A 20283-nucleotide genomic window follows, 5' to 3' on the forward strand; every position below is an offset into this window, starting at 1 on the left:
CTTAAGCAATGCCCTTGGATAAACATTTTAGTTTACATAATATTATTATATTAAATATTATTGTAATAATTTAATATCCTTAATAATCTGCTCATAAGGTACATCCGCTACACCTTCATACTTCTGAACAACAATCCCCTCTTTGTTTACCAAATAAAACGAAGTGCTGTGCACATATTGATTTGACCCTTCCAACTTCGCTGCCGGAGCCATAAACGACTTATTAGCGAAGCTTTCAATAAACTCCTGCTGATAGCCCGTAATCAAATCCCAATTTGAGAAATCAGCCTTCACTCCGCTCGCATATTGCTTTAGGATTGCAGGCTGGTCCTGTTCTGGATCAATGCTGAAGGAAACCAGCCGGGCATCCACACCCGCATCCCCCATCTTGCGCTGCAGCTCGGCCATATTGGCAGTCATTGGCGAACAAACCGTGTCACAGTTCGTAAACACAAAATCAGCCACCCAGACCTTACCCTTTAATTTTGATAGGTCAACTTGTTTCCCGTCTTGATTGATTCCTTCAAAACTCTCCACCTTCATGCTAAGCGGAAACTCTACCTTCTCCTTCTTTTCATTATCCGCAGAACAAGAAGTAAGAAGCAGGACAGAAAATAATAAAATTAGAAAACGTTTCATTTTCACAATCCCCTTTTGCTTAAAAAAAGTGCCGAGTATCCACTCAGCACCTTCTTTCATTTTTAGTTAATAAATTCTGTATCAATTAATGCCGCAAAATCAGGCTTTTCCTTCAGGAATTTTAACTCAACAGAAGAATTGGCAAACTCTTGAATAACATCTTTATTTACATCAGTAGTGAAATGAATGTTATTCCAAGCCGCATCGACGACATCCTTAGCAAGGTCTTGCTTTGTAATCTCTTTAATGCTCTTAATTGTGATGTCTTTTGCTTCTTCTGGATTTTTTTCGATAAATGCAATTGCCTCATCTTGTGCTTTCACAATTTTAGCAATAACATCTTTATCAGCTTTAATTTTCTTGCCGCTTGAAACTAAGATTGTGTTAGGCAGAGTTTTACCAAAAGAAATTTTAGAACTGTCGACGATAATTTTCGCGCCGCCGTCTTTCACTAATTGCGATGCCCATGGCTCCGGTACTGCCGCAATATCAACCTTGCCAGATTCAAACATGTTCGCATACTGGGCAGGGTTGCCTGTTACATGCTTCAATGTACCTCCAATCCGAGCCGAAGAGATTCCGAAATCCTGTAAAAATGTTTCCATCTGAACATCATGTGTACAGCCAACACCTGGTGTAATAAACGTCTTTCCGTTGAAGTCCTCAACAGAATTAATGCCGCTCTTCTTGCTTGCTACAATGGCTGTACCGCCTGAAGAGGCACCTGCAAGGATTTTAACATCTGCGCCGTTTGTAAAGTTATTCATAACTGGGCCAGGTCCAACTAAACCAGCATCAATATCGCCAGTTTTAAGAGCGGTCATAAATGCGCCGCCGTCCGGGAATGTTTTGTATTCCACTGTTACTTCCTTACCCAATTCTTTTTCATAATATCCTTTCGCCTTTGCAACCATTGCCGGAGCATGGTCAATGTTTGGAAAATAGCCGATGACTACTTTTTTAGCAGCCTTTTCTGAACTGCCGGAACTAGCTTCTTTTGAGCCACAGCCCGCTAGCGCTCCGAATACCAATAATAGAATAATGCTGATGATAGATACCTGCTTTTTCATTTTTTTCTCCCCTTTTAATCTCTAATTGCCAGTTTCTAAACCCCATCGGCGCATGACATTTTTTTCAACGCGCTGGAAAAAGGTAATATCAACAATCGTTCCAATGACGCCGATGATGATCATAATCGCGATAACAAGGCTCATATTTCCAAAATCAGAGGCAAATTTAAGTGTATAACCAAGGCCCGGACCGCTGCTTAAAAGTTCCCCTGCCATAAGCGCTCGCCACGCAAATGCCCAGCCAAGTCTGGCACCCGTCACGGCGTATGGGATGGATGCCGGAAAAATAACCTTAAGGAATAAGTCCAAGCCCCCTGAACCCATCGTTTGTGCGGCTTTAATATATAGAGGCGAAACGTTTTTAATCCCCATCCGCATATTGATGGTCATTACCAAGGTGGCGCCAAGAATGACGATAAACGTAACGGCTTGTTCGTTTAATCCGAACCACATGATTGCAATCGGCAGCCAGACGATGCTCGGTACACTTTGCAGTGCCAAAATCAAAGTTCCAAGAGTCTCATCAGCGGTTTTATTTTTTGCTAAAAGAATGCCAAGACCGACACCAATTACGATGGCAAGTGACAATCCAATAGCTAAGCGCCGCAGGCTGGCAAGTATATCGTAGATTAGTGTTTTATCAGAAAAACCTTTGGCAAGCGCTTCGTAAACATCCGTTGGTGCCGGCATTAGCGATGGTGAAATGTCAAAAATTCTTACTGCCCCCTGCCAGATGATTAAAAGCAGTGCAAAGAATATGGTGCGTTTAATTGTTTGCTGCATATGCGAGTTCCTCTTTCACAACTTTATCAATCTCGGATTGTAGTAATCCCATAATCTTTTCTTCCAATTTGGCCACCATTTGCGGGTGGTTTGCGCGCGGCCTTGGGATTTTAACGTGAATATCCTCGAGAACCACTCCTGGACGCGTTCCCATTACAACAATCCGGTCTGATAGCTTAATAGATTCGCTGATGCTATGGGTGACAAATAGGATCGTTTTCCGTGTTTCAAGCCAAATTTTTTCTAACTCGGTGTGCAGTCGCGAACGTGTCTGTTCATCAAGCGCACCAAACGGTTCATCCATTAAAAGGACCTTTGGATTCATTGAAAGCGCACGGGCGATTGCCACACGCTGCTGCATTCCGCCCGATAGTTCATGCGGTGAATGCTTTGTATAGTTACTGAGCTGCACCATTTTTAAAAATTGGTGGGCTGTTTCCCTTGCTTCCTTCTTTTTCATCTCTTTGCGGAGCGGGAACATAACATTCTCTTCCACGGTCATCCACGGGAATAGAGCAGGCTGCTGGAACACCATCCCGCGGTCTCGGCCCGGTTTTGTAATAGGCTGGCCATTCAAGAGGACTTCGCCGCTGGAGGGCTTAGTCAACCCGGCCACAATAGATAATAAGGTCGATTTCCCACAACCGGACGGTCCAAGAATCGAAACAAATTCGCCCTCTTTTATTTCCAGATTTATATCTGAAAGAACTGTACTTACCTCATTTTGATTAAGAAACTGCTTATTTACCTCATTAATGTGAAGAAACACTTCGCATCCCCACTTTCCCTATAATTCGCATTAATTTTATCGGATTTATATTGATTAAAATTTATTATAAAGGTTCTGTGGGTAAAGTCAATTATTTTTCTGCAAATTTTGCAAATTAATGATTGTGGGTTGGGTAAAAAAGGTGCCAGGCTCCTCTGTATTTGTATATTTGGAAAATTCAAGGGGAAATCTACAGGAAAAAGGAGGATTCGTTGATGCAAAATGTATATCGTTTGGCAGCCAAGTTTATACCCTGCTTGATTGTACTTGGGATCATTCTCGGTTTGTTTTTTGATTTTAGTTTTGGAGATGTCCTTTTGATAACGGCTGTACTGGGGATTGTCAGTTATGTAGTAGGAGATTTATTGATTCTTCGTAAAACCACCAACCTCTTGGCAACCGTGGCGGATTTTCTAGTAACCTTTTTGGTGGTGTGGTTAATGGGGCGAATGCTGACAAACGAAAATAATCTAATTTGGGCCTCGTTTATTTCAGCTGCTGCCGTGTCCTTATTTGAATACTTTTACCATGGTTTTCTTACGAATGAGAAAAACAAACAATTTACAAATACCTCGAGGTCTATCCAACAACAACCACATTTCCAAACAGAAGCTGCCGAGGAGTTTACTCCGGTAAAGCCGGACGTCAGGAGTTCGGACGAGAATAAGTAGGAATAACCTAATTCAGAGCATGGTTAACTCTTATAAAAAAAGTCCTCATGGAACAATTCATGAGGACTTTCACCATTAGGTTTACATAATGTTTTTATGTGTTACCTTCTTATCTAGTCATATGTGTTATCCCTCACTCAATTCTGCAGTCTTCGCAGGAATGAGGAAGCTTAGCAGAACCGTGACCAAACTTAAAATTAAGGCATAGAGAAAGACATTCTGCATGCCATTTACAATATTTGCAGTATGGTTAATAATTAACCCCATCACGGTAACGCCAATCGATGTACCGATGTTCCGCAAAAACATCTGCAACGAGGTGGATACTCCTTTAATATTGGCTTCGGCGAACTCCTGCGAAGCAATCGTGCCGACTGCAAACAATAACCCAAATGAAAAGCCCTGTACTGTCAAAATTAAAAACAAATTCGTATACGACAAATCTTTAATAAACATAAACAGTGCAAGTCCTGATAACGCAGTAATAAAACTGCCGATAATAAATAACCGTTTATAACCGAATCGGATAATCCATTTTCCAGCAGGTGTACTGCCAAACATCCAGCCGACCGCAATGCTTAATAAAATCAAGCCGCTCTTATAAATACTCATATGCGAGCCCTCTTGAAGAAACAGCGGTATATAATTAGAGGTGCCAAAAAACGATAAACAGTACACTAGCATAAATAGATTCGTCATCAGGATGCCTTTATTTTTAAAAAGGGAAACAGGTAAAAAAGGATGCGCTTCCTTTCTTTCTACCAAAATAAAAATAATCATGCCAATTATGCCCGCTATCACATACCAGATGGCGTTGCCTACATTGGTAGATAATAATAGAAGGCTGACCGAAGCCCCAAATAAAAAGAAACCTTTATAGTCAATATGAGTTTTCTTAAATTCTGTTTGCTCTTTATAAGGAAGCAAACATAATACCGTTGCTATACCAATCGGAATATTAATAAAGAAAATCCATCTCCATGTCAGAGCCTCGACGAAAAAGGAGCCCATCACTGGCCCGACAATTGAAGAAATGGCCCAAATACTGCTGAAAACCGCTTGGATCTTGCCACGCTTTTCAATCGTGAACAAATCTCCGACAATAATCATCGAGAGTGGAATCATGCCGCCTGCTCCCAGGCCTTGAATACCTCTATATATAACTAAGGAAACCATTGAGTTCGCCATGCCGCATAAAATGGAACCTAATGTAAAAATTCCAACCGCAATCATCAACAGATTTTTTCGTCCATACATATCCGATAATTTTCCGTACAAAGGTACGGTTACTGTACTTGCCAGCATATAGACAACAAATATCCACGCAAACAACTCCATTCCGCCAAGCTGTTTGACAATAGTAGGACTAGCTGTCTGCATAATATTGGCGTCAAGCGCCGAAATGAGGGTCGTGATGACCAGCCCCCAAAATACATATTTATTTTTCCCCATATAAACCTCCGTGAAAAAGCCAAATATAACTCTTCCTATTTTTTACATATATATGATTTCAGACTAAACTATTATAGCAAAAGGTTTACTAATTTTTTATTTTTTAAAAAATATGAATAATCGGCGCCCGGACATATGTTGCATTAGAACTGCCCCATACCTCTCCAAAAAAAAATCAGTTCTCATGCAAATGATGCACAAGAACCGTCCCCATGTTTCATTTTTTTAATAATGGCTGCGTAATTGTTGGGAGGGTGACTTCTACGGTAGTTCCTTGGTGTACTGCGCTTGTAAATTTGATTTGGCCGCGGTGGCCTTCGACTATTTTGAAACAGGTCATTAGTCCGAGACCGGTTCCTTTTTCTTTTGTTGTATAGAATGGCTCCCCTAGTGTTCGAATCCGTTCTTCTGGTATGCCGACCCCTTCGTCGGTAATCCGGATGGATATTTTGCCTTCTTCCTTTACCCCTACCGTTACAAAGATATCGCCGCCTTGAGGCATGGATTCAATTGAATTCTTCAAGAGATTTAAAAAAACTTGCTTTAACTGATTTTCTTCACCAGATATCATCGGCAGCTCTTCAACAATTTCAGTATAAATCTGCACATTATTAATGATAGACTGAGTATTTATTAAGGTAATAACATCAAGTAACAATAGTTCAATATTCTGTTCCTTGAAAACAGCCGCGGATGGTTTGGCCAGAACAAGGAATTCGCCCACAATGGCATTAATACGTTCCAGCTCTGATAATACGATATCATAATATTCACCCTGTTCACTGTTTGCTTTGAATAATTGGATAAATCCCTTAATGGACGTAAGCGGGTTGCGGATTTCATGAGCAATTCCCGCCGCCATTTGGCCGAGCAAAGCCAATTTTTCGGATTTTTGCAGAAGTCTTTCTGTTTCCTCTCTTCGGGCTGTGACATCCTTCCCAACCACGAGGATCGCTTCTTTTTTTCCAAAAACAATCGATAAGGGAGTAACTTCAAGAAAAAATTCCGTTCCGTCGGTCCGTTTAATTTTATATTCAATAGTAGCAAGGGGGCATTTTTCTTTCTTAATTAGCTTGATTCGTTCTTCGAGCCGTTCTTTATACTCAGGCGTGATAAATTCAAAAATAGACTTCCCCAGAACTTCTGCCAAACTTTTGGCGCCAACCATACTGAGGGCTGCCCGATTTCCATAAACAATTTTCGTATCCTGATAAATAAAGATAGATTCAGGGAGTGAATCAAGTAATCTCTTATAGCTTTCTTCACTTTCACGTGCTTTTTTTTCAAAAAATCTAGCCTTATCGTATTGCCAGCCAACAAACCAAGCGATCAGGGTAAAAAGGAAAAAGTCAAATGTAAAGATGGGTTCATGATACATAATCTTTTGGTAGGTAGTAAAAATGAGTGATAGTAGAAGCAAAATGATTTGTCCCGATTTATTCATGTCCATTCCTCTTTGTGTATGTAGGTTACCTGATTTAATTCGACGAAATCACAAATAATCCTTTATCATTCTCCAACTTTTTCATCTCAAGGAAAAAAGGTCCAATATAAAAGGTATCTATTTTATGCCCGGGTATAAATTAATTATTCGTTATCCAACTAGGTCATTAAGAAGAAAAAACCACCTGAAAAAACTCAGGCGGTTCTTCTTATAGACTATCAACCCAGTGCATAAATTCCCCAACAACCCGTAAAAATTCTTCCGGTTCCTCAATATATGGCATATGGGCACTGTTTTCAAACACATGAAATTTCGAGCCAGGTGTGGAACGGCTGTAATGTTCTGTTGTTTCCGGCGTAGCCTCATCGTACCGGCCACACGTATATAGTGCGGGGCAAATGATTTCCTTCAATTGTGAGGTGCAGTCAAATTCTTTTAAATTCCCCAGTACCGTAAATTCGGATGGGCCCCACATAATATTGTAAATTTCGGAGTTTCGGTATTCAGGGTGCGCTTTTAAATGCTCAGGTTTTGGAATCCGGCAGACAAATTCTTTGCTGAACACCTCGATGGCTGCCTCAAACTCTTCCGAATCCGTGGCTCCGTCTTCTTCACAGCGTTTTATGGTATCTTGGACTTCAACCGGCAGCTTTTTCAAATTCCGCTTTTGATCCTGTTCCCATAATGGCGCACTCAGGCATGGGCTTGAAAAAATGACACTTTTCACCCCGCTCGGCTTCGTTAAACAATAAGCTGCAGCTAGTGTGGTTCCCCAGGAATGCCCAAGAATATGTACATCATCAAGGTTCAAAGCTTCGCGAATTTGTCCCAACTCCTTCACGAATCGATCCAACTGCCAAAGTGAATCATCTTGTGGCCTTTCTGACCTGCCGCAACCTAATTGATCGTATAGAATGACCGGGCGGTCTGCCGCCAACTGCTTCAACCCCTGTAGGGAAAAGCACGATGAACCTGGCCCGCCGTGCAAAATAATTACCGGTGTGTTCCCCGTTCCATGATCATATTTCTCATACCAAACTTTCCCACCGGTTACTTCTATGTATCCTTCTGTTCGCATAAGAATTTCTCCTTTGAATATGTATCAAGATTCTATTAAAGACTATTTTACCTCATTTATCTACAATGAATATGAATAATTTTTATTTTACTTCCCACTCTATAGGATGTCAGGGAGGTGAATAACATAATGAACCAATCGCCTAATAACAAACAGCAAAAAGGAAAATCACTTACGAGCGGTCAGAATTCTGGAACACAATATCATGAGGAACATGCCGGAAATATAGAAGGGTACGGCCAGCCGCACCCCATTACTAACAGCATCGATACTGAAACGAATAACACAGAAGCATAAGAGCTGGCCAAGAGTGAATATCTCATTCACTCTTTTTTTAAGACAGTGTATATAGGAAAATTAGCAGTATTATTTCCAAACTCTACGAAGACGCATGACCTCTTGCAAATAGCCCCACACAGATACCGGGGACATAATCATCTGATAGCACAATACGTACAGGAAGAATCCCTTACGATTTTTTCTAATGCCAAGGTTAAGTTCCTGAAAAACACCCTTTTGGTATCGATAAAGGACGTAGTTTGTCAGTAAAGCTAAAGGTAGGACGAAAAGCGTCTGCAGGCCGGCAATCCAGTAGAATCCAAATAAACTCAAGAATAACCCGGGGATCCAAACAAAGGTATAAACAAAATCCAAATATGGCATCACAAGGTTCGAACCGGTTAAATACCTCGTAAAAATCCTTGGCTGCTGCCATGGCTTGACCCGTTTGAGCGCCTCAATCATCCCTCGTGCCCAGCGGCTCCGCTGCCGGACGAAATGGCGAAAGTTCGTCGGTACATCCGTAAAAGCAATGGCCGTCGGTTCAAAATATACCTTATAATTTTTCTCTAAAAATGACCATGTAAGAACTATATCTTCTCCAATGGCATCAGGCCAGCCCCCGACTTCCTTGACAACTTCCGTTCGGTAAAGGCTGTAGGCCCCTTGAGCAACAAGCGTTCCCTGATATAAGCCCTGCAGCCTTTTAATAGAAGCAATTCCTAAAAAGTAATCCCATTCCTGAATCCGGGCCAGCCAGTTTTCACGGCTGTTACGGACAAGAACGGCTCCCGCCACCGCACAAACCTCATGCGGTGCGGATTCCATCCGGGCTACCAGACGCCTTACTGCTTGGGTATGAAGTAAGGTATCAGCGTCCAATGTAATCAAATATTTGGTCTCGACATATCGGAGTGCTTGGTTTAACGCAAAATTCTTCCCAGGTTTTTTTTCAAAAAGAATTTTTATATTAAGACCCAGCTCATCACCTAATTGTTTTGCCACCAGTGCTGTACGGTCTGTCGAATTGTTATCAATGACGATAATCCGGATTTCTCCTGCATAGTCCTGTTTTGCTATTTGCTGTAAGGTACTAACTATCCCTTTTTCCTCATTCCAGCACGCAATTAAAATACTCACAGGTTCGGCGGGATGCAACGTTTTAAATCCCGGTTGTTTGTCAAACAAAAGGCTTAAGACCATAAAGGCATTAAGGTACCCGGGTATATAGGCAATTCCGGTTATCATAAAAATCGCTACTGGGACGGTCACATATTCCCCTAAATCCTTCACCCAAGGAATCGAGATAATAATGGACATCGACATCCAGGCAAAAGCAAATCCATGGCTGAGCCAAAACTTCCATAAAACTGAAAGATATAACCTCTCTCGAATACGCAACGGAACATCCCTTGGTGTTTCTCTAAATGAAGTAGTCAAATGGACGTCAAACCCCGTTTCAGTTTAAGTTATGTGAGACTATTTTATATGGAAGGCCTCGTAGATACCATGGTTGTTTTCAAATTACCAATAAGATTAAAATTGAGGGAGGATTTTCCCTCAATCGAGTTATAGTCCCTTTTCGCAAACCTCTCCCTAATTGACTGATCCGCAAAAATAACCTGATAATACAAAAAGAGATTGGGCTTTGCTCCAACCTCTTTCTTGTTTTGCCATTTAAATCAGGTGATTGGTTTTAACCAGATTTTCTGGCAATAATCTTCCGCTTCATAGAACCACTTAACACACCTGCATTCCAATACACCATGCCCATGGCAGTTAAAAGAAGGACACCGGTTACCAGGAACACACTTTGAACCGGTAATATTCCGCCTAAGAAGCCACCAATCATCGGGCCTGTCATGCCGCCAATCTGATTGGCGGTTTGGTTTAATCCAAAGGCGCGGCCTCGGAATTCATCTGGCGTGGATTTTACAACCAAACCGTTTAACGCTGGATAAACCGCGCAGAAGAAGACGCCAAACATGAAGCGGATGATAGAAAATCCCCATATTTGCGAGACCAGTATCTGGGCTAACATGCCGATGCCTCCGCCCATCAAGCCTATGAATAACACCCGCTGAAAACCAACTTTATCGGCCCATTTTCCCCAATACGGGGCAAATAAAGCACTAGCGATGCCTGGCAGTGAAAACACGATACCGGCAATTAAAGAAGCGTTATCGGATGACCCGCCCAACTTTACAACATATAAAGGAAGCACCGGTTCGATTGTCATAATGGAACAACTTGTTACAACTGTTAAAATGAGCACAAGAAATAACGGCCGGTTGGTCATCGCTGTCTTAAAATCATTTCTAACAGAGCCCCCGCGCTCTTTGTTAGGCTTGAAATTTTCTTCTTTTACCCAAAAAATAATCAGCAGCGTGGCGAGGAATACAAATACTCCACCACTGGCAAAGGCAAGCCGGTTACCAACAAGATGTGCAATACCCCCTCCTAATAGTGGACCAAGGATGCCCCCTGATGCCGATGCTGAGGAGATCATGGACAAGGCATACCCAACTTTTTCATTCGGAGTATTGGTTCCAATCAAAGCAATTGCACCTGGAATAAACCCACTGAGTAACCCCTGTAAAATCCTTAATGCTAAGATTTGATATGGATTGGTGACAAATGCCATTAACGTATAAATAACAAAAAGGGCAATACCAGCCCTTATAATCATTGGTTTTCTTCCATATTTATCGGCCACACGCCCCCAAAACGGTGAAGCGAAAGCACCAGCAAAGAAAGCAGCACTAAAGAGCACACCTGACCACATTTCAGCGTGATCATGCACCCCTAATTGCAACAGAAATATCGGTAAAAAAGGAATTACCATGGAAAAACTGGCTGATGTAAAGAACACGCCAACCCAAAGCACCCATAAATTTCGTTTCCACATTAGCACGTTTTCCATCTCCTAAATTGTACTTTTTTCCAAAAATTTTAATTTAATACTGTCATAATATCATATACTAAAATTATTTTCACTCCCGAAATATCCGATTGTTGAAATATAAAGATCCCAAGTATTTTTACTTGGGATACTTTTATCGTTATTGTAACGGAAGAATGACCTCAATAATGGTGCCCTTCTTGTCACTCCAAAAATGAACGGTGCCGTGATGGTTTTCAATGATTTGTTTTGAAATCATAATTCCGAGCCCTGTGCCATTTTCTTTGGTCGTAAAGAATGGTTCGCCAATTCGTTTCAAAATGTGCGGCGGAATGCCGTCACCCGTATCCTTAAAGAAAATCTTCACCTTGTTCTCACCGAGTGCTTTCATTTCAATAATGCAGCTGCCACCATTCGGCATTGCTTCAATAGCATTTTTTAAAAAGTTGATAAAGACCTGCTTTAACTGATTTATATCGCCATTGATTGTGATTGGTCCATCAGTATTAACCACTTCAATCTTCACATTATTCATAATTGCTTGGGTATCGATTAATGTTTTAATATCTTCAATCAAGGCTGGCAAATAGACGGATTCGAACTTAACATCCTGCGGTTTGGCTAGGACTAGCAATTCACTGAGGATTAATTCAATTCGATCTATTTCCGATTCGATGATTCCAAAATAGGTTTGTTCCTCCATTTTCCTTTCCATTAACTGCAAAAACCCTTTAATAGCTGTCAGTGGATTTCGGACCTCGTGGGCAATGCCTGCAGCCAATTGCCCAGCAATGGTTAATTTTTCAGAGTTAAGCAAAAGCTCCTGCGTCTTTTTACGTTCAGTAATATCCCGAATAATCACATGTTGGGCATAATGATTATTGAAAAATGTTGGAATTCCTTTTATTTCAGCATCAAAAACTGACCCATCGCCGCGGATTACTTTGTAATCCCGAAAATCGACCGTTTTACCATTAGAAACGGTTTGAAAGCACTCCTTTACCTCTTGATGGTAATCAGGGTGAATAAAATAAAGAAGGTTTTTCGAAAGAATCTCTTCTGCATTGTTAGCACCAAGTAAATCAATACCTGTCTCATTTACAAAAATGATATTCTTATCCCGGACAATGAGGACAGCATCCGGGGAATGTTCAACTAATTCGCGGAATGCCTTTTTACGGCTCCACAACTCTTCTTCTGCTTTAATTCTTTCAGTAATGTCCCTAATAACTGAGACAACCTCGACTATCGTTTGTGTGTCCGGGTCAATAATCGGTTTACTGAGTGCCTCCACCCATACCAGCGTTCCATCTTTTCTACGAATCCGATACTTCCCGCGAATGCTTTCTGCACCTAAATAGGATAATTTCCGATCGGCATAAGCCTTTTCCCAATCTTCCTCGTGAATGATGGTAGTAAGACTGTTTCCAATTAATTCCTCGGCCTTATAACCGGATATCGTTTCGCAGGATGGAGAAATATAAATGATTTTCCCCAATAAGTTAGTACAGAGGATTGTATCAAGAACATTTTCCGTCAATACGCGGTGAAACTCTTCTATTTTCCGAACTTCTGTCTTTTTTTGTTTTAATAGAGTAATATCTTTTATGACAGCTATCACCCCAACGATTTGGTTATCGACACTGATTGGTATGTTTGTAATATTGACATCATGGATGGCACCGCTTTTGTTGTTCAACTGGCAGTCGAAGTTTTCCAACTGACCCAATGATGTCTTATGAAAATGATGGAAAACGTTGTCTAAGCTATCAAGCGGAAAAAAAGTCTGCAGTTTCATGGTTAGCACTTCTTTAGCAGTATACCCACAAAGCATCTCAAATGTCGGGTTAACCCTCACTATATTCCCTGCAGTATCTAATAATAGAAGCGCATTTTGGCTGCGTTCAAACAGCATTTCGTAATCAGCAAAACGTTCCCCTATGTATTTTTTTAATAGCTGGTTCTTTTCATTCTTAATATTTTCAACAGGACTGTTCATCTTTCTCTATCAGTTCCTTTCCTACTTTATACCTATACAAAAAAGCCAAGATAGGATCATGTCCCATCTTGGCTTGTGTCTAGCTCAACATAATTGTCTAACTCACTTCCGCCCTATGATGTTGGTGATAAGATTAGTACGATGGCACTTTTATCTAACTGAAAATCCCAATCCACAAAAATGTCTGTCACTTTTGTTTGAAGAATGCCTTCGAAATTACCTTTATTATGTAATAATCTTTTTTCAAGATTCCTTTTTGCAAGCCTTAATGTTTCAGAATGGCCTAACCGGATTAACTCTCTTTCAATTGGAACAAGAATGCCCTTGCGAATCACAACCAATGTTCGATTGTTTATGAGGTAGGAATCTATCTCCTCCGGCTCTTTTTCAGCCTGAATGCTGATAGCCTTGATTTCTTCATGAATAGAATTTTTTCCATTGTATTCCTCATTATGACCAACTTTGACCGGGTCTGACCCTTTACAGATAAACATCCCGCTTTTATTATGCAAACCCCAGTCATAATAAAACTCTTTGATTTCCATTCCGGTTAAAATTTTCATATATGCTTTAAACTCCGGAATAAGAGTTTCCATTAAAATATCCCTAGTACTTTGGACCAGCTGTTTATGCTTTTGTTCCAACAAAACATTTTCAGTCGGCGAAATAAAATTTCGCAAATACACTGTTATAAAAGCATGATTGACCGAAACATAGACAGATTCAGGTCCCTTTCCAAAGGCTTCCCGGAGTGCTCTGCCAATATAGCTTGAAAGTTCCATTTGAAGCTGTTTGCTTTCCAAAGAAAACCATCCTCTAAATTGAGATAAAAGCATTTTTTCTTTTATCCCCAATATATTGTATATTTTTCTGCTAAAATTTTCAACGAATTTCTACTATTTGCCATTGACATATAGTAAAAGCATTTAAAAATACATATAAGTATTATCTTATATAAATAAAAAAATTATTCATTTTTATACTGAACGGCAGTCCGTTTGTATCGGCATCCGTTGCGAACAAGCGCATCTGTTGTCGTTATTTTAGAGATGTTCAATAATAGTCGCCAATCTTGAATGATTCTGCCGATATTTGGTGATAAGTTTTTCACGTTGCCTGCAGGAAAAAAACAGTCTTTTCTAAAATTTAATTAAAAAGACGAAAATCATTGTCTAACGAAATTAGTTGAAAGGTGGTTTTATACATGGATTTAACCCTACAACAAATCGTCGAAGGCTTGCCGAAGTCCCTTTTAAACGCTACTGACAGAGATTTGGAAGGTTTCCAAAAGATTATAGAAGAAGCAATTAAGTTAAGAGATGGCCACAGAAATCTGCAAAAAATGATAAAGAACTTCTCTACCTCTACCATTCGCACCTAAAACATTTGAATGCACAAAAAAAGGAAGGTGCCAGATTACACCTTCCTTTTGTCCTATTTACTTTTTTAAATGATATGGAACTGTCGTGACAATCACGTTTCTGCGATACAGTAAAAAGGATCGGATTAGCAGGCTGGATTGATTATGAAGAATGTTTTCCCAACTGTGCTTCGGCATAAATTGCGGAATGACGACAGTAACACGGAAATTGGCCTCGCTTGCTTTATGTTCAACAGTATCAACAAACTTCGTTAATGGATTAATGATACTCCTGTAATGAGAATGCAGCGTCACAAGGCGGATATCCGGGTGCCATTTCTTCCATTTCTCTTCGAATTTATGCTCGTCCTCTCTTTCAAACGCGACATAAACAGCAATAATTTGATCAGGCTTCAGCGATTTTGCATAATTGATCGAATTTTCGACCACATGGGTAATACCCGCCACAGGGACGACAATGACATTCCCTTCAATCGGAACAGCGGGCTCGCAATCGGAAATTCTAAGCTGGTCCCCGACTGCTTCATAATGTTTTTTAATCCTGTGGAACAGAAGGATAATCAATGGCAAAAAGATTAATATTGGCCAAACCCGTGAAAATTTTGTAACGAAAAAGATGAGTGTTACTGTAAAACTGATTAGGGCCCCGGTGGTATTAATAACAAACTTTAATCCCCAGCCATTTGGTTTTTCGCGAAGCCATTTGACCATCATACCTGTTTGTGACAAGGTAAACGGTATAAACACCCCGACGGCGTAAAGCGGAATAAGATGCTCTGTCTCCGCTTGAAAGGCAAGGATTAAGATCATAGACGCCGCACCAAGAATAATGATTCCATTCGAATACCCTAATCGGTCTCCTCTAACCAGGAACATTCTAGGGATGAATTTATCTTTTGCCAAATTGACCGACAATAGTGGAAACGCAGAATACCCCGTGTTTGCGGCCAAAATCAAGATCAAGGCTGTAGTTCCCTGTATAAAGTAGTACATGAAATTCCGCCCAAAGGTGTGTTCAGCTATTTGTGAAACAACGGTTACCTCTGCTCTAGGCACGATGCCGTAATAATAAGCCAAAAAGACAATTCCCGAAAATAGAGCCGCAAGCAGAATTCCCATTGCCATTAAAGTTTTGGCGGCGTTTTTGGGTGCCGGATCTTTAAAGTTTGGAATAGCATTCGAAATCGCTTCAACACCTGTTAAGGCAGAGCTTCCGGAAGCAAATGCCCTTAATAAAATAAACAAACTGATCCCAGCCACTGGCGTCCCTATTGGAGTATGTAAGGCAGGCGAAATTTGGCCAGTCATGATTTTATATAAACCTACACCTACTAAAATAAACAAAGCTAGGACAAAAAGGTATACAGGATAGGCTAAAATGGACGCAGACTCTGTTACTCCCCTTAAATTTAAAAGGGTAATGAATAGAACAAATAGAATCGCAATCCCCACATTATCGCCATGCAAATTAGGAAACGCTGAAGTGATGGCATCAGTTCCGGCGGATACACTGACAGCAACCGTTAAAATATAATCCACTAACAGAGAGCCTCCGGCCACCAGCCCGGAATTCACTCCCAAATTACTCTTCGACACCACATAGGCTCCGCCGCCGTGCGGATAAGCAAAGATGATTTGCCGATAAGACAAGATAAGTGCAGTTAACAGGATCAATACGCCGACGGCGATCGGAATGGAATACCAGAATGCGGTCGCTCCAACTGTCACCAGGACAATCAAAATCTGCTCAGGACCATAAGCCACTGACGACAACGCATCCGAAGAAAGAATTGCCAATGCTTTTGTTTTATTAATTTTTTGTTCTCCTAGTTCATGTGATTTCAAAGGCCTCCCTATCAAGAACCTTTTTACAGAAGAAAACATTCATGTCACCGCCAAATTTCATAAGTTGTAAGTAAGTTTCCCTATTTTTCGCAAAATAAAAAGTGCCTCCAAGTCATTACGAATAGACCTGTAGACACATCATTTCTTTTGCATCACAAGCTCCGCCTTCCTACTCAATATAACGCTTGCGAGGTTAGCTGTCGGGTTCGGGCCTTTGAGTAGCCCTGCCTGAAAGGATTCACCCCTAGGATTATTTACTAATCCAGAACAATGGTTCCCCCGCACCTATCGGTTTCAGCGATTTAGAAAATTGAAACTGTGAATATCATACTCCCGTGTTCGCTTGTTGTAAATGATTTTTTTTATAGATAAACGGTTATGTTAAGTAACGGGACAAGCGATTATTCCATAAAATAGTCAAAAGGAGGATTTTCATGCGTAACGAAAAAAATCCTATTATATCTGATGAATTTTTAAACGAGCTAGTGAAAGACATTAACGAGGAATTTGGGTGGGACACGGTTGAACAAAATGTCGAACGTTATGACCATGAAACACATAAAAATTGAGATGTCTAATAAGAGTGAAAACAGACTACGATGTAAAAAATCGTAGTCTGTTTATTTAACAGAAGGTAGTTATAATATTATGAGTTACTATTAGAAGCCGCGAACCGGATGAGGGACATAAGGTTCTTCCAAATAGGCCACTTCTTCCGGGGTGAGTTTAATCGAGATTGCTGCAACTGCATCTTCAAGATGAGGCATTTTCGTGACCCCAATAATAGGTGCTGTAACAGGCGCTTTTTGCAGCACCCACGCAAGTGCAATTTGTGCACGGGGAACCTCCCGTTTTGCGGCTAATTCCGCTACACGTTCGACGATTTTACGGTCCGCCTCAATTGCAGATGTGTAAAGTGTTTTTCCAAATTCATCTGTCTGGGATCGGGAAGTCGTTTCTACCCAATCGCGGGTCAGCTTCCCTCTTGCCAGCGGACTCCAAGGAATTACACCGATTTTCTCTTCCCGGCAGAGCGGCAGCATTTCGCGTTCTTCTTCACGATAAAGAAGGTTTAAGTGGTTCTGCATGGAAACGAACTTCGTCCATCCGTTGCGCTTAGCAATATTTTGTGCTTTCATAAATTGCCACGCATACATAGATGAAGCGCCTATATATCTGGCCTTACCGGCCTTCACCACATCATGCAGCGCTTCCATTGTCTCTTCAATAGGCGTCTTGTAGTCCCAGCGGTGTATCTGATACAGGTCGACATAATCAGTCCCTAGGCGCTTTAGGCTGTTATCGATTTCCGCCATAATAGCTTTTCTGGAGAGCCCTCCACCATTCGGGCCTTTATGCATGCGCATGTACACTTTGGTTGCAATGACAATCTCATCCCGGTTTGCAAACTCCTTCAGGGCGCGGCCGACAATTTCCTCACTTGTTCCGTCTGAATAGGCGTTTGCCGTGTCAAAAAAGTTGATGCCATCATCAAGTGCCTTTTTAATAATCGGGCGGCTTAGTTCTTCGTTAAGCACCCACTGGTGAGTTCCTCGCTCAGGAACACCGAAACTCATGCAGCCAAGACATAACCGGGAAACATCTAACCCTGTATTACCAAGCTTAACGTAATCCATCTTGTATGTACCTTCTTTCAATTTGGTTTCAACTTAACTATAATATATTTTGGGTAATTTTTACATAATGCATTTCCCGCATTTTTAATTGATTATAAATTTTAGGAGGATTTACGAATGGGTGAATTAAATCTATTATTCCGCAAAAGAATTGGGTACCCGCAAGACGAAACTGTTACCTTTGAAAAAATAGACACCATCCTTGAAAAAACAGCAAAATCCATTCCCTTTGAAAATTTGTGCATCATCGCTAATAAAACTGCCGAAATTTCAAAAGAAAATCTAAAAAACAGAATCCTATTAAAAAATGAAGGCGGACTTTGTTATGACCTTAACACCATTCTCTACTATTTTTTAATTGAAAATAATTTTAATATATCCTTGGTTCGGGGTGTAGTATACAATCATATTGCCAAGGAATGGAGTTCTACCGGAAGAACTCATGTGGCGATTGTCATCACCCACAACGAGTACCGATACCTCATCGACACAGGTTTCGGGGGGAACCTGCCATTGAAGCCCGTCCCATTAAGCGGGGAAATCGTAACATCGCAAAATGGAGAATTCCGCATCGAGCAAGCCAACACAGAGCATGGAAATTACATTTTGCATATGAAACTAAAGCATAAAGACCAAGATTGGAAGATGGGCTATGCTTTTGACACCAGGAAATCCGTAGGTGAATCTGATTTAAATGAGGTGCAGAAAATCATCATCGAGCACCCCGAATCCTCTTTTAATAAAAAGCCATTAATCACCAGGTTCACCGACAGGGGTAACTTAATCCTTACTGACACTTCGTTAACCGAGTGGACGGATGGAAAAATGGTCAAAAAGGATATTGACCCAGAGCAGTTCAAATTGATTGCCAAAGAACAATTTGGAATTTGAGACTAAAATAAAAAGGCATGGTTCGTGATTGGCCACGCCTTCTTATTTTGACCTTTAGATGATAATTCCACCATACCTCCGTTCACCAATTTCATGCATATCAACAATTAGAATTTATGTAAAAAGAAGAGTATGATAATAATATCTAACTATAAGAGGGACTCAGATGTAATGCTAGCATCTAGTTAAAACAAAATAAAGGAGCCTTCAAAAAATGAGTTACATTCAACGTGGGACACGCACCTTTAAAATGGTAAACCTAGCATTATTTGCAGGCGGTTTTAGTACCTTTGCCATTCTTTGGGGAACACAGCCCCTCCTGCCAGATTTTGCACAGGAATTTCATATTTCTCCGGCGGTTTCCAGTTTAAGCTTGTCTTCCACTACGATTGCCTTATCTCTCAGTCTTTTAATAGCCGGTTCTTTATCGGAGGTATTTGGACGTAAATCCATCATGACGATTGCATTATTTACCTCGTCCATCCTATCCATTTTAACCGCTTTTACACCAAATTTTCATTTACTGATTTTAAGTCGGATCTTGCAAGGCATTGCGCTTGCTGGCCTGCCGGCAGTAGCGATGGCCTATTTAGGCGAGGAAATCGAAGGCAAAAGCTTAGGAATGGCAATGGGGTTATATATCAGCGGGAATTCCATTGGCGGAATGGCAGGAAGGATTATCAGCGGCATTTTAACCGATTATTTCAGCTGGCATGTCGCCTTAATTGGCGTTGGCATTATTAGTTTACTGGCAAGCTTTGTTTTCTGGCTGATTTTGCCTAAATCTACACATTTCACACCGCAAAAATTAGCCATTAAAAAACTGGCAACTTCATAGTTCAGCCAATTTAAAGAACCGGGTCTCATTTATCAATTTATCATTGGATTTTTATTAATGGGCAGCTTTGTCTCTTTATACAACTATATTGGCTTTGAGCTCATTAAGCCTCCTTATTCATTAAGTCAAACGCTGGTTGGATTTATTTTCATCGTGTATTTAGTAGGAACCTTTAGCTCCACTTGGATGGGTATGCTGGCCGACCATCATGGAAAAAAGAAAATTTTACAGCTGTCTTTGGTCATCTTATTAATTGGTGCCTGCATCACGCTAAATACCCATTTATGGATCAAAATCTTGGGAATCACCATCTTTACCTACGGCTTTTTCGCCGGCCATTCGATTGCCAGCGGCTGGGTAAGCAAGGCCGCAACTCATGATAAGGCACAAGCCGCATCATTATACTTATTTTTCTATTATGCTGGTTCGAGCATTGGAGGAACAGCAAGTGGAACAATGTACAGCCAATTCGGATGGCACGGGGTTGTCTACATGATTGCGATTCTTGCCATTGTTTCAATTGGAATATCGATTCGTTTAGGGATGATAACCAACAGAAAATTAAAATTATCTTCCATTAAAGGATTAAAGCATAGCAGTTAAAA

19 protein-coding genes, 1 pseudogene and 1 riboswitch are annotated in these 20283 nt (G+C 40.8%); of the genes and pseudogenes, 6 read left to right on the top strand and 14 right to left on the bottom strand.

The features are described from left to right. Positions 1-57: 57 nt before the first annotated feature. The 4 genes from ACNQGS_RS04050 to ACNQGS_RS04065 form a co-directional block, all read right to left on the bottom strand. Positions 58-639, bottom strand: a complete 582-nt coding sequence (locus ACNQGS_RS04050; protein WP_491486240.1) for an SCO family protein — start codon at positions 637-639, stop codon at positions 58-60. Between the two features lie 62 nt (positions 640-701). Then, positions 702-1709 carry an ABC transporter substrate-binding protein gene (locus ACNQGS_RS04055; RefSeq protein WP_491486241.1) on the bottom strand — a complete coding sequence of 336 codons (1008 nt, stop codon included), beginning with the start codon at positions 1707-1709 and terminating at the stop codon, positions 702-704. 21 nt (positions 1710-1730) lie between these two features. Beyond that, the gene (locus tag ACNQGS_RS04060) at positions 1731-2492 is read right to left on the bottom strand and encodes an ABC transporter permease (protein WP_491486242.1); all 762 of its coding nucleotides are present in this window, start codon (positions 2490-2492) and stop codon (positions 1731-1733) included. Then, complete coding sequence (locus tag ACNQGS_RS04065) at positions 2476-3261, bottom strand: ABC transporter ATP-binding protein (RefSeq protein ID WP_491486243.1); 786 nt, start codon at positions 3259-3261, stop codon at positions 2476-2478. The genes ACNQGS_RS04060 and ACNQGS_RS04065 overlap by 17 nt, the downstream gene beginning before the upstream one ends. 215 nt (positions 3262-3476) lie before the next feature. Between ACNQGS_RS04065 and ACNQGS_RS04070 the strand changes: the two genes are divergently transcribed. Continuing rightward, complete coding sequence (locus ACNQGS_RS04070; protein ID WP_491486244.1) at positions 3477-3932, top strand: YndM family protein; 456 nt, start codon at positions 3477-3479, stop codon at positions 3930-3932. 126 nt (positions 3933-4058) lie between these two features. Here ACNQGS_RS04070 and ACNQGS_RS04075 read toward each other — a convergent pair whose 3' ends face one another. The 3 genes from ACNQGS_RS04075 to ACNQGS_RS04085 all read right to left on the bottom strand — a co-directional run bounded on the left by ACNQGS_RS04075 (position 4059) and on the right by ACNQGS_RS04085 (position 7906). Next, entirely contained in the window at positions 4059-5384 is a 1326-nt protein-coding gene (locus ACNQGS_RS04075) for an MDR family MFS transporter (protein WP_491486245.1), read from the bottom strand. 217 nt (positions 5385-5601) lie between these two features. Then, complete coding sequence (locus ACNQGS_RS04080) at positions 5602-6828, bottom strand: ATP-binding protein (RefSeq protein ID WP_491486246.1); 1227 nt, start codon at positions 6826-6828, stop codon at positions 5602-5604. Between the two features lie 208 nt (positions 6829-7036). Beyond that, the gene (locus tag ACNQGS_RS04085; protein ID WP_491486247.1) at positions 7037-7906 is read right to left on the bottom strand and encodes a proline iminopeptidase-family hydrolase; all 870 of its coding nucleotides are present in this window, start codon (positions 7904-7906) and stop codon (positions 7037-7039) included. A 117-nt stretch (positions 7907-8023) separates the two neighbouring features. Between ACNQGS_RS04085 and ACNQGS_RS04090 the strand changes: the two genes are divergently transcribed. Then, positions 8024-8203 (top strand): hypothetical protein, encoded by a 180-nt coding sequence (locus ACNQGS_RS04090; protein WP_491486248.1) that lies wholly within the window; start codon positions 8024-8026, stop codon positions 8201-8203. Positions 8204-8272: 69 nt separating this feature from the next. Here ACNQGS_RS04090 and ACNQGS_RS04095 read toward each other — a convergent pair whose 3' ends face one another. The 5 genes from ACNQGS_RS04095 to ACNQGS_RS04115 form a co-directional block, all read right to left on the bottom strand. Further along, complete coding sequence (locus ACNQGS_RS04095) at positions 8273-9586, bottom strand: glycosyltransferase family 2 protein (RefSeq protein ID WP_491486249.1); 1314 nt, start codon at positions 9584-9586, stop codon at positions 8273-8275. A 295-nt stretch (positions 9587-9881) separates the two neighbouring features. Beyond that, on the bottom strand, positions 9882-11099 hold the full coding sequence (locus tag ACNQGS_RS04100) for an MFS transporter (protein WP_491486250.1): 1218 nt from the start codon (positions 11097-11099) through the stop codon (positions 9882-9884). A gap of 148 nt (positions 11100-11247) precedes the next feature. Continuing rightward, positions 11248-13086: a PAS domain S-box protein gene (locus tag ACNQGS_RS04105; protein ID WP_491486251.1), complete on the bottom strand. Its 1839-nt coding sequence runs from the start codon at positions 13084-13086 to the stop codon at positions 11248-11250. Positions 13087-13199: 113 nt separating this feature from the next. Then, positions 13200-13889 carry a Na-translocating system protein MpsC family protein gene (locus ACNQGS_RS04110; RefSeq protein WP_491486252.1) on the bottom strand — a complete coding sequence of 230 codons (690 nt, stop codon included), beginning with the start codon at positions 13887-13889 and terminating at the stop codon, positions 13200-13202. A gap of 164 nt (positions 13890-14053) precedes the next feature. Continuing rightward, on the bottom strand, positions 14054-14197 hold the full coding sequence (locus ACNQGS_RS04115) for a hypothetical protein (protein WP_491486253.1): 144 nt from the start codon (positions 14195-14197) through the stop codon (positions 14054-14056). A gap of 93 nt (positions 14198-14290) precedes the next feature. Between ACNQGS_RS04115 and ACNQGS_RS04120 the strand changes: the two genes are divergently transcribed. After that, complete coding sequence (locus tag ACNQGS_RS04120) at positions 14291-14467, top strand: hypothetical protein (protein ID WP_464494106.1); 177 nt, start codon at positions 14291-14293, stop codon at positions 14465-14467. A 57-nt stretch (positions 14468-14524) separates the two neighbouring features. Here ACNQGS_RS04120 and ACNQGS_RS04125 read toward each other — a convergent pair whose 3' ends face one another. Then, positions 14525-16351: an APC family permease gene (locus tag ACNQGS_RS04125; RefSeq protein ID WP_491486254.1), complete on the bottom strand. Its 1827-nt coding sequence runs from the start codon at positions 16349-16351 to the stop codon at positions 14525-14527. 128 nt (positions 16352-16479) lie between these two features. Beyond that, positions 16480-16622: riboswitch (cyclic di-AMP (ydaO/yuaA leader) on the bottom strand. 124 nt (positions 16623-16746) lie between these two features. On the opposite strand from ACNQGS_RS04125, the gene ACNQGS_RS04130 reads away from it, so the two are divergent. After that, on the top strand, positions 16747-16881 hold the full coding sequence (locus ACNQGS_RS04130) for a hypothetical protein (RefSeq protein WP_464494104.1): 135 nt from the start codon (positions 16747-16749) through the stop codon (positions 16879-16881). A 90-nt stretch (positions 16882-16971) separates the two neighbouring features. Here the strand turns inward: ACNQGS_RS04130 and ACNQGS_RS04135 are convergent, their stop codons facing one another. Then, positions 16972-17949, bottom strand: a complete 978-nt coding sequence (locus ACNQGS_RS04135) for an aldo/keto reductase (RefSeq protein ID WP_491486255.1) — start codon at positions 17947-17949, stop codon at positions 16972-16974. A gap of 117 nt (positions 17950-18066) precedes the next feature. On the opposite strand from ACNQGS_RS04135, the gene ACNQGS_RS04140 reads away from it, so the two are divergent. Next, on the top strand, positions 18067-18840 hold the full coding sequence (locus ACNQGS_RS04140) for an arylamine N-acetyltransferase family protein (protein ID WP_491486256.1): 774 nt from the start codon (positions 18067-18069) through the stop codon (positions 18838-18840). A 214-nt stretch (positions 18841-19054) separates the two neighbouring features. After that, positions 19055-20281, top strand: a pseudogene (locus ACNQGS_RS04145) (MFS transporter). Positions 20282-20283 lie beyond the last annotated feature (2 nt).

This window comes from Neobacillus sp. PVCKKU3 (assembly GCF_058323225.1).

Excerpts from the sequence above, each read along its gene's own strand:
- ACNQGS_RS04140 (WP_491486256.1), top strand. The coding sequence starts at position 18,067 with ATGGGTGAATTAAATCTATTATTCCGCAAAAGAATTGGGTACCCGCAA.
- ACNQGS_RS04075 (WP_491486245.1), bottom strand. The coding sequence starts at position 5,384 with ATGGGGAAAAATAAATATGTATTTTGGGGGCTGGTCATCACGACCCTC.
- ACNQGS_RS04120 (WP_464494106.1), top strand. The coding sequence starts at position 14,291 with ATGGATTTAACCCTACAACAAATCGTCGAAGGCTTGCCGAAGTCCCTT.
- ACNQGS_RS04060 (WP_491486242.1), bottom strand. The coding sequence starts at position 2,492 with ATGCAGCAAACAATTAAACGCACCATATTCTTTGCACTGCTTTTAATC.
- ACNQGS_RS04135 (WP_491486255.1), bottom strand. The coding sequence starts at position 17,949 with ATGGATTACGTTAAGCTTGGTAATACAGGGTTAGATGTTTCCCGGTTA.
- ACNQGS_RS04125 (WP_491486254.1), bottom strand. The coding sequence starts at position 16,351 with ATGTTTTCTTCTGTAAAAAGGTTCTTGATAGGGAGGCCTTTGAAATCA.
- ACNQGS_RS04105 (WP_491486251.1), bottom strand. The coding sequence starts at position 13,086 with ATGAACAGTCCTGTTGAAAATATTAAGAATGAAAAGAACCAGCTATTA.
- ACNQGS_RS04085 (WP_491486247.1), bottom strand. The coding sequence starts at position 7,906 with ATGCGAACAGAAGGATACATAGAAGTAACCGGTGGGAAAGTTTGGTAT.
- ACNQGS_RS04080 (WP_491486246.1), bottom strand. The coding sequence starts at position 6,828 with ATGAATAAATCGGGACAAATCATTTTGCTTCTACTATCACTCATTTTT.
- ACNQGS_RS04055 (WP_491486241.1), bottom strand. The coding sequence starts at position 1,709 with ATGAAAAAGCAGGTATCTATCATCAGCATTATTCTATTATTGGTATTC.
- ACNQGS_RS04070 (WP_491486244.1), top strand. The coding sequence starts at position 3,477 with ATGCAAAATGTATATCGTTTGGCAGCCAAGTTTATACCCTGCTTGATT.
- ACNQGS_RS04050 (WP_491486240.1), bottom strand. The coding sequence starts at position 639 with ATGAAACGTTTTCTAATTTTATTATTTTCTGTCCTGCTTCTTACTTCT.
- ACNQGS_RS04130 (WP_464494104.1), top strand. The coding sequence starts at position 16,747 with ATGCGTAACGAAAAAAATCCTATTATATCTGATGAATTTTTAAACGAG.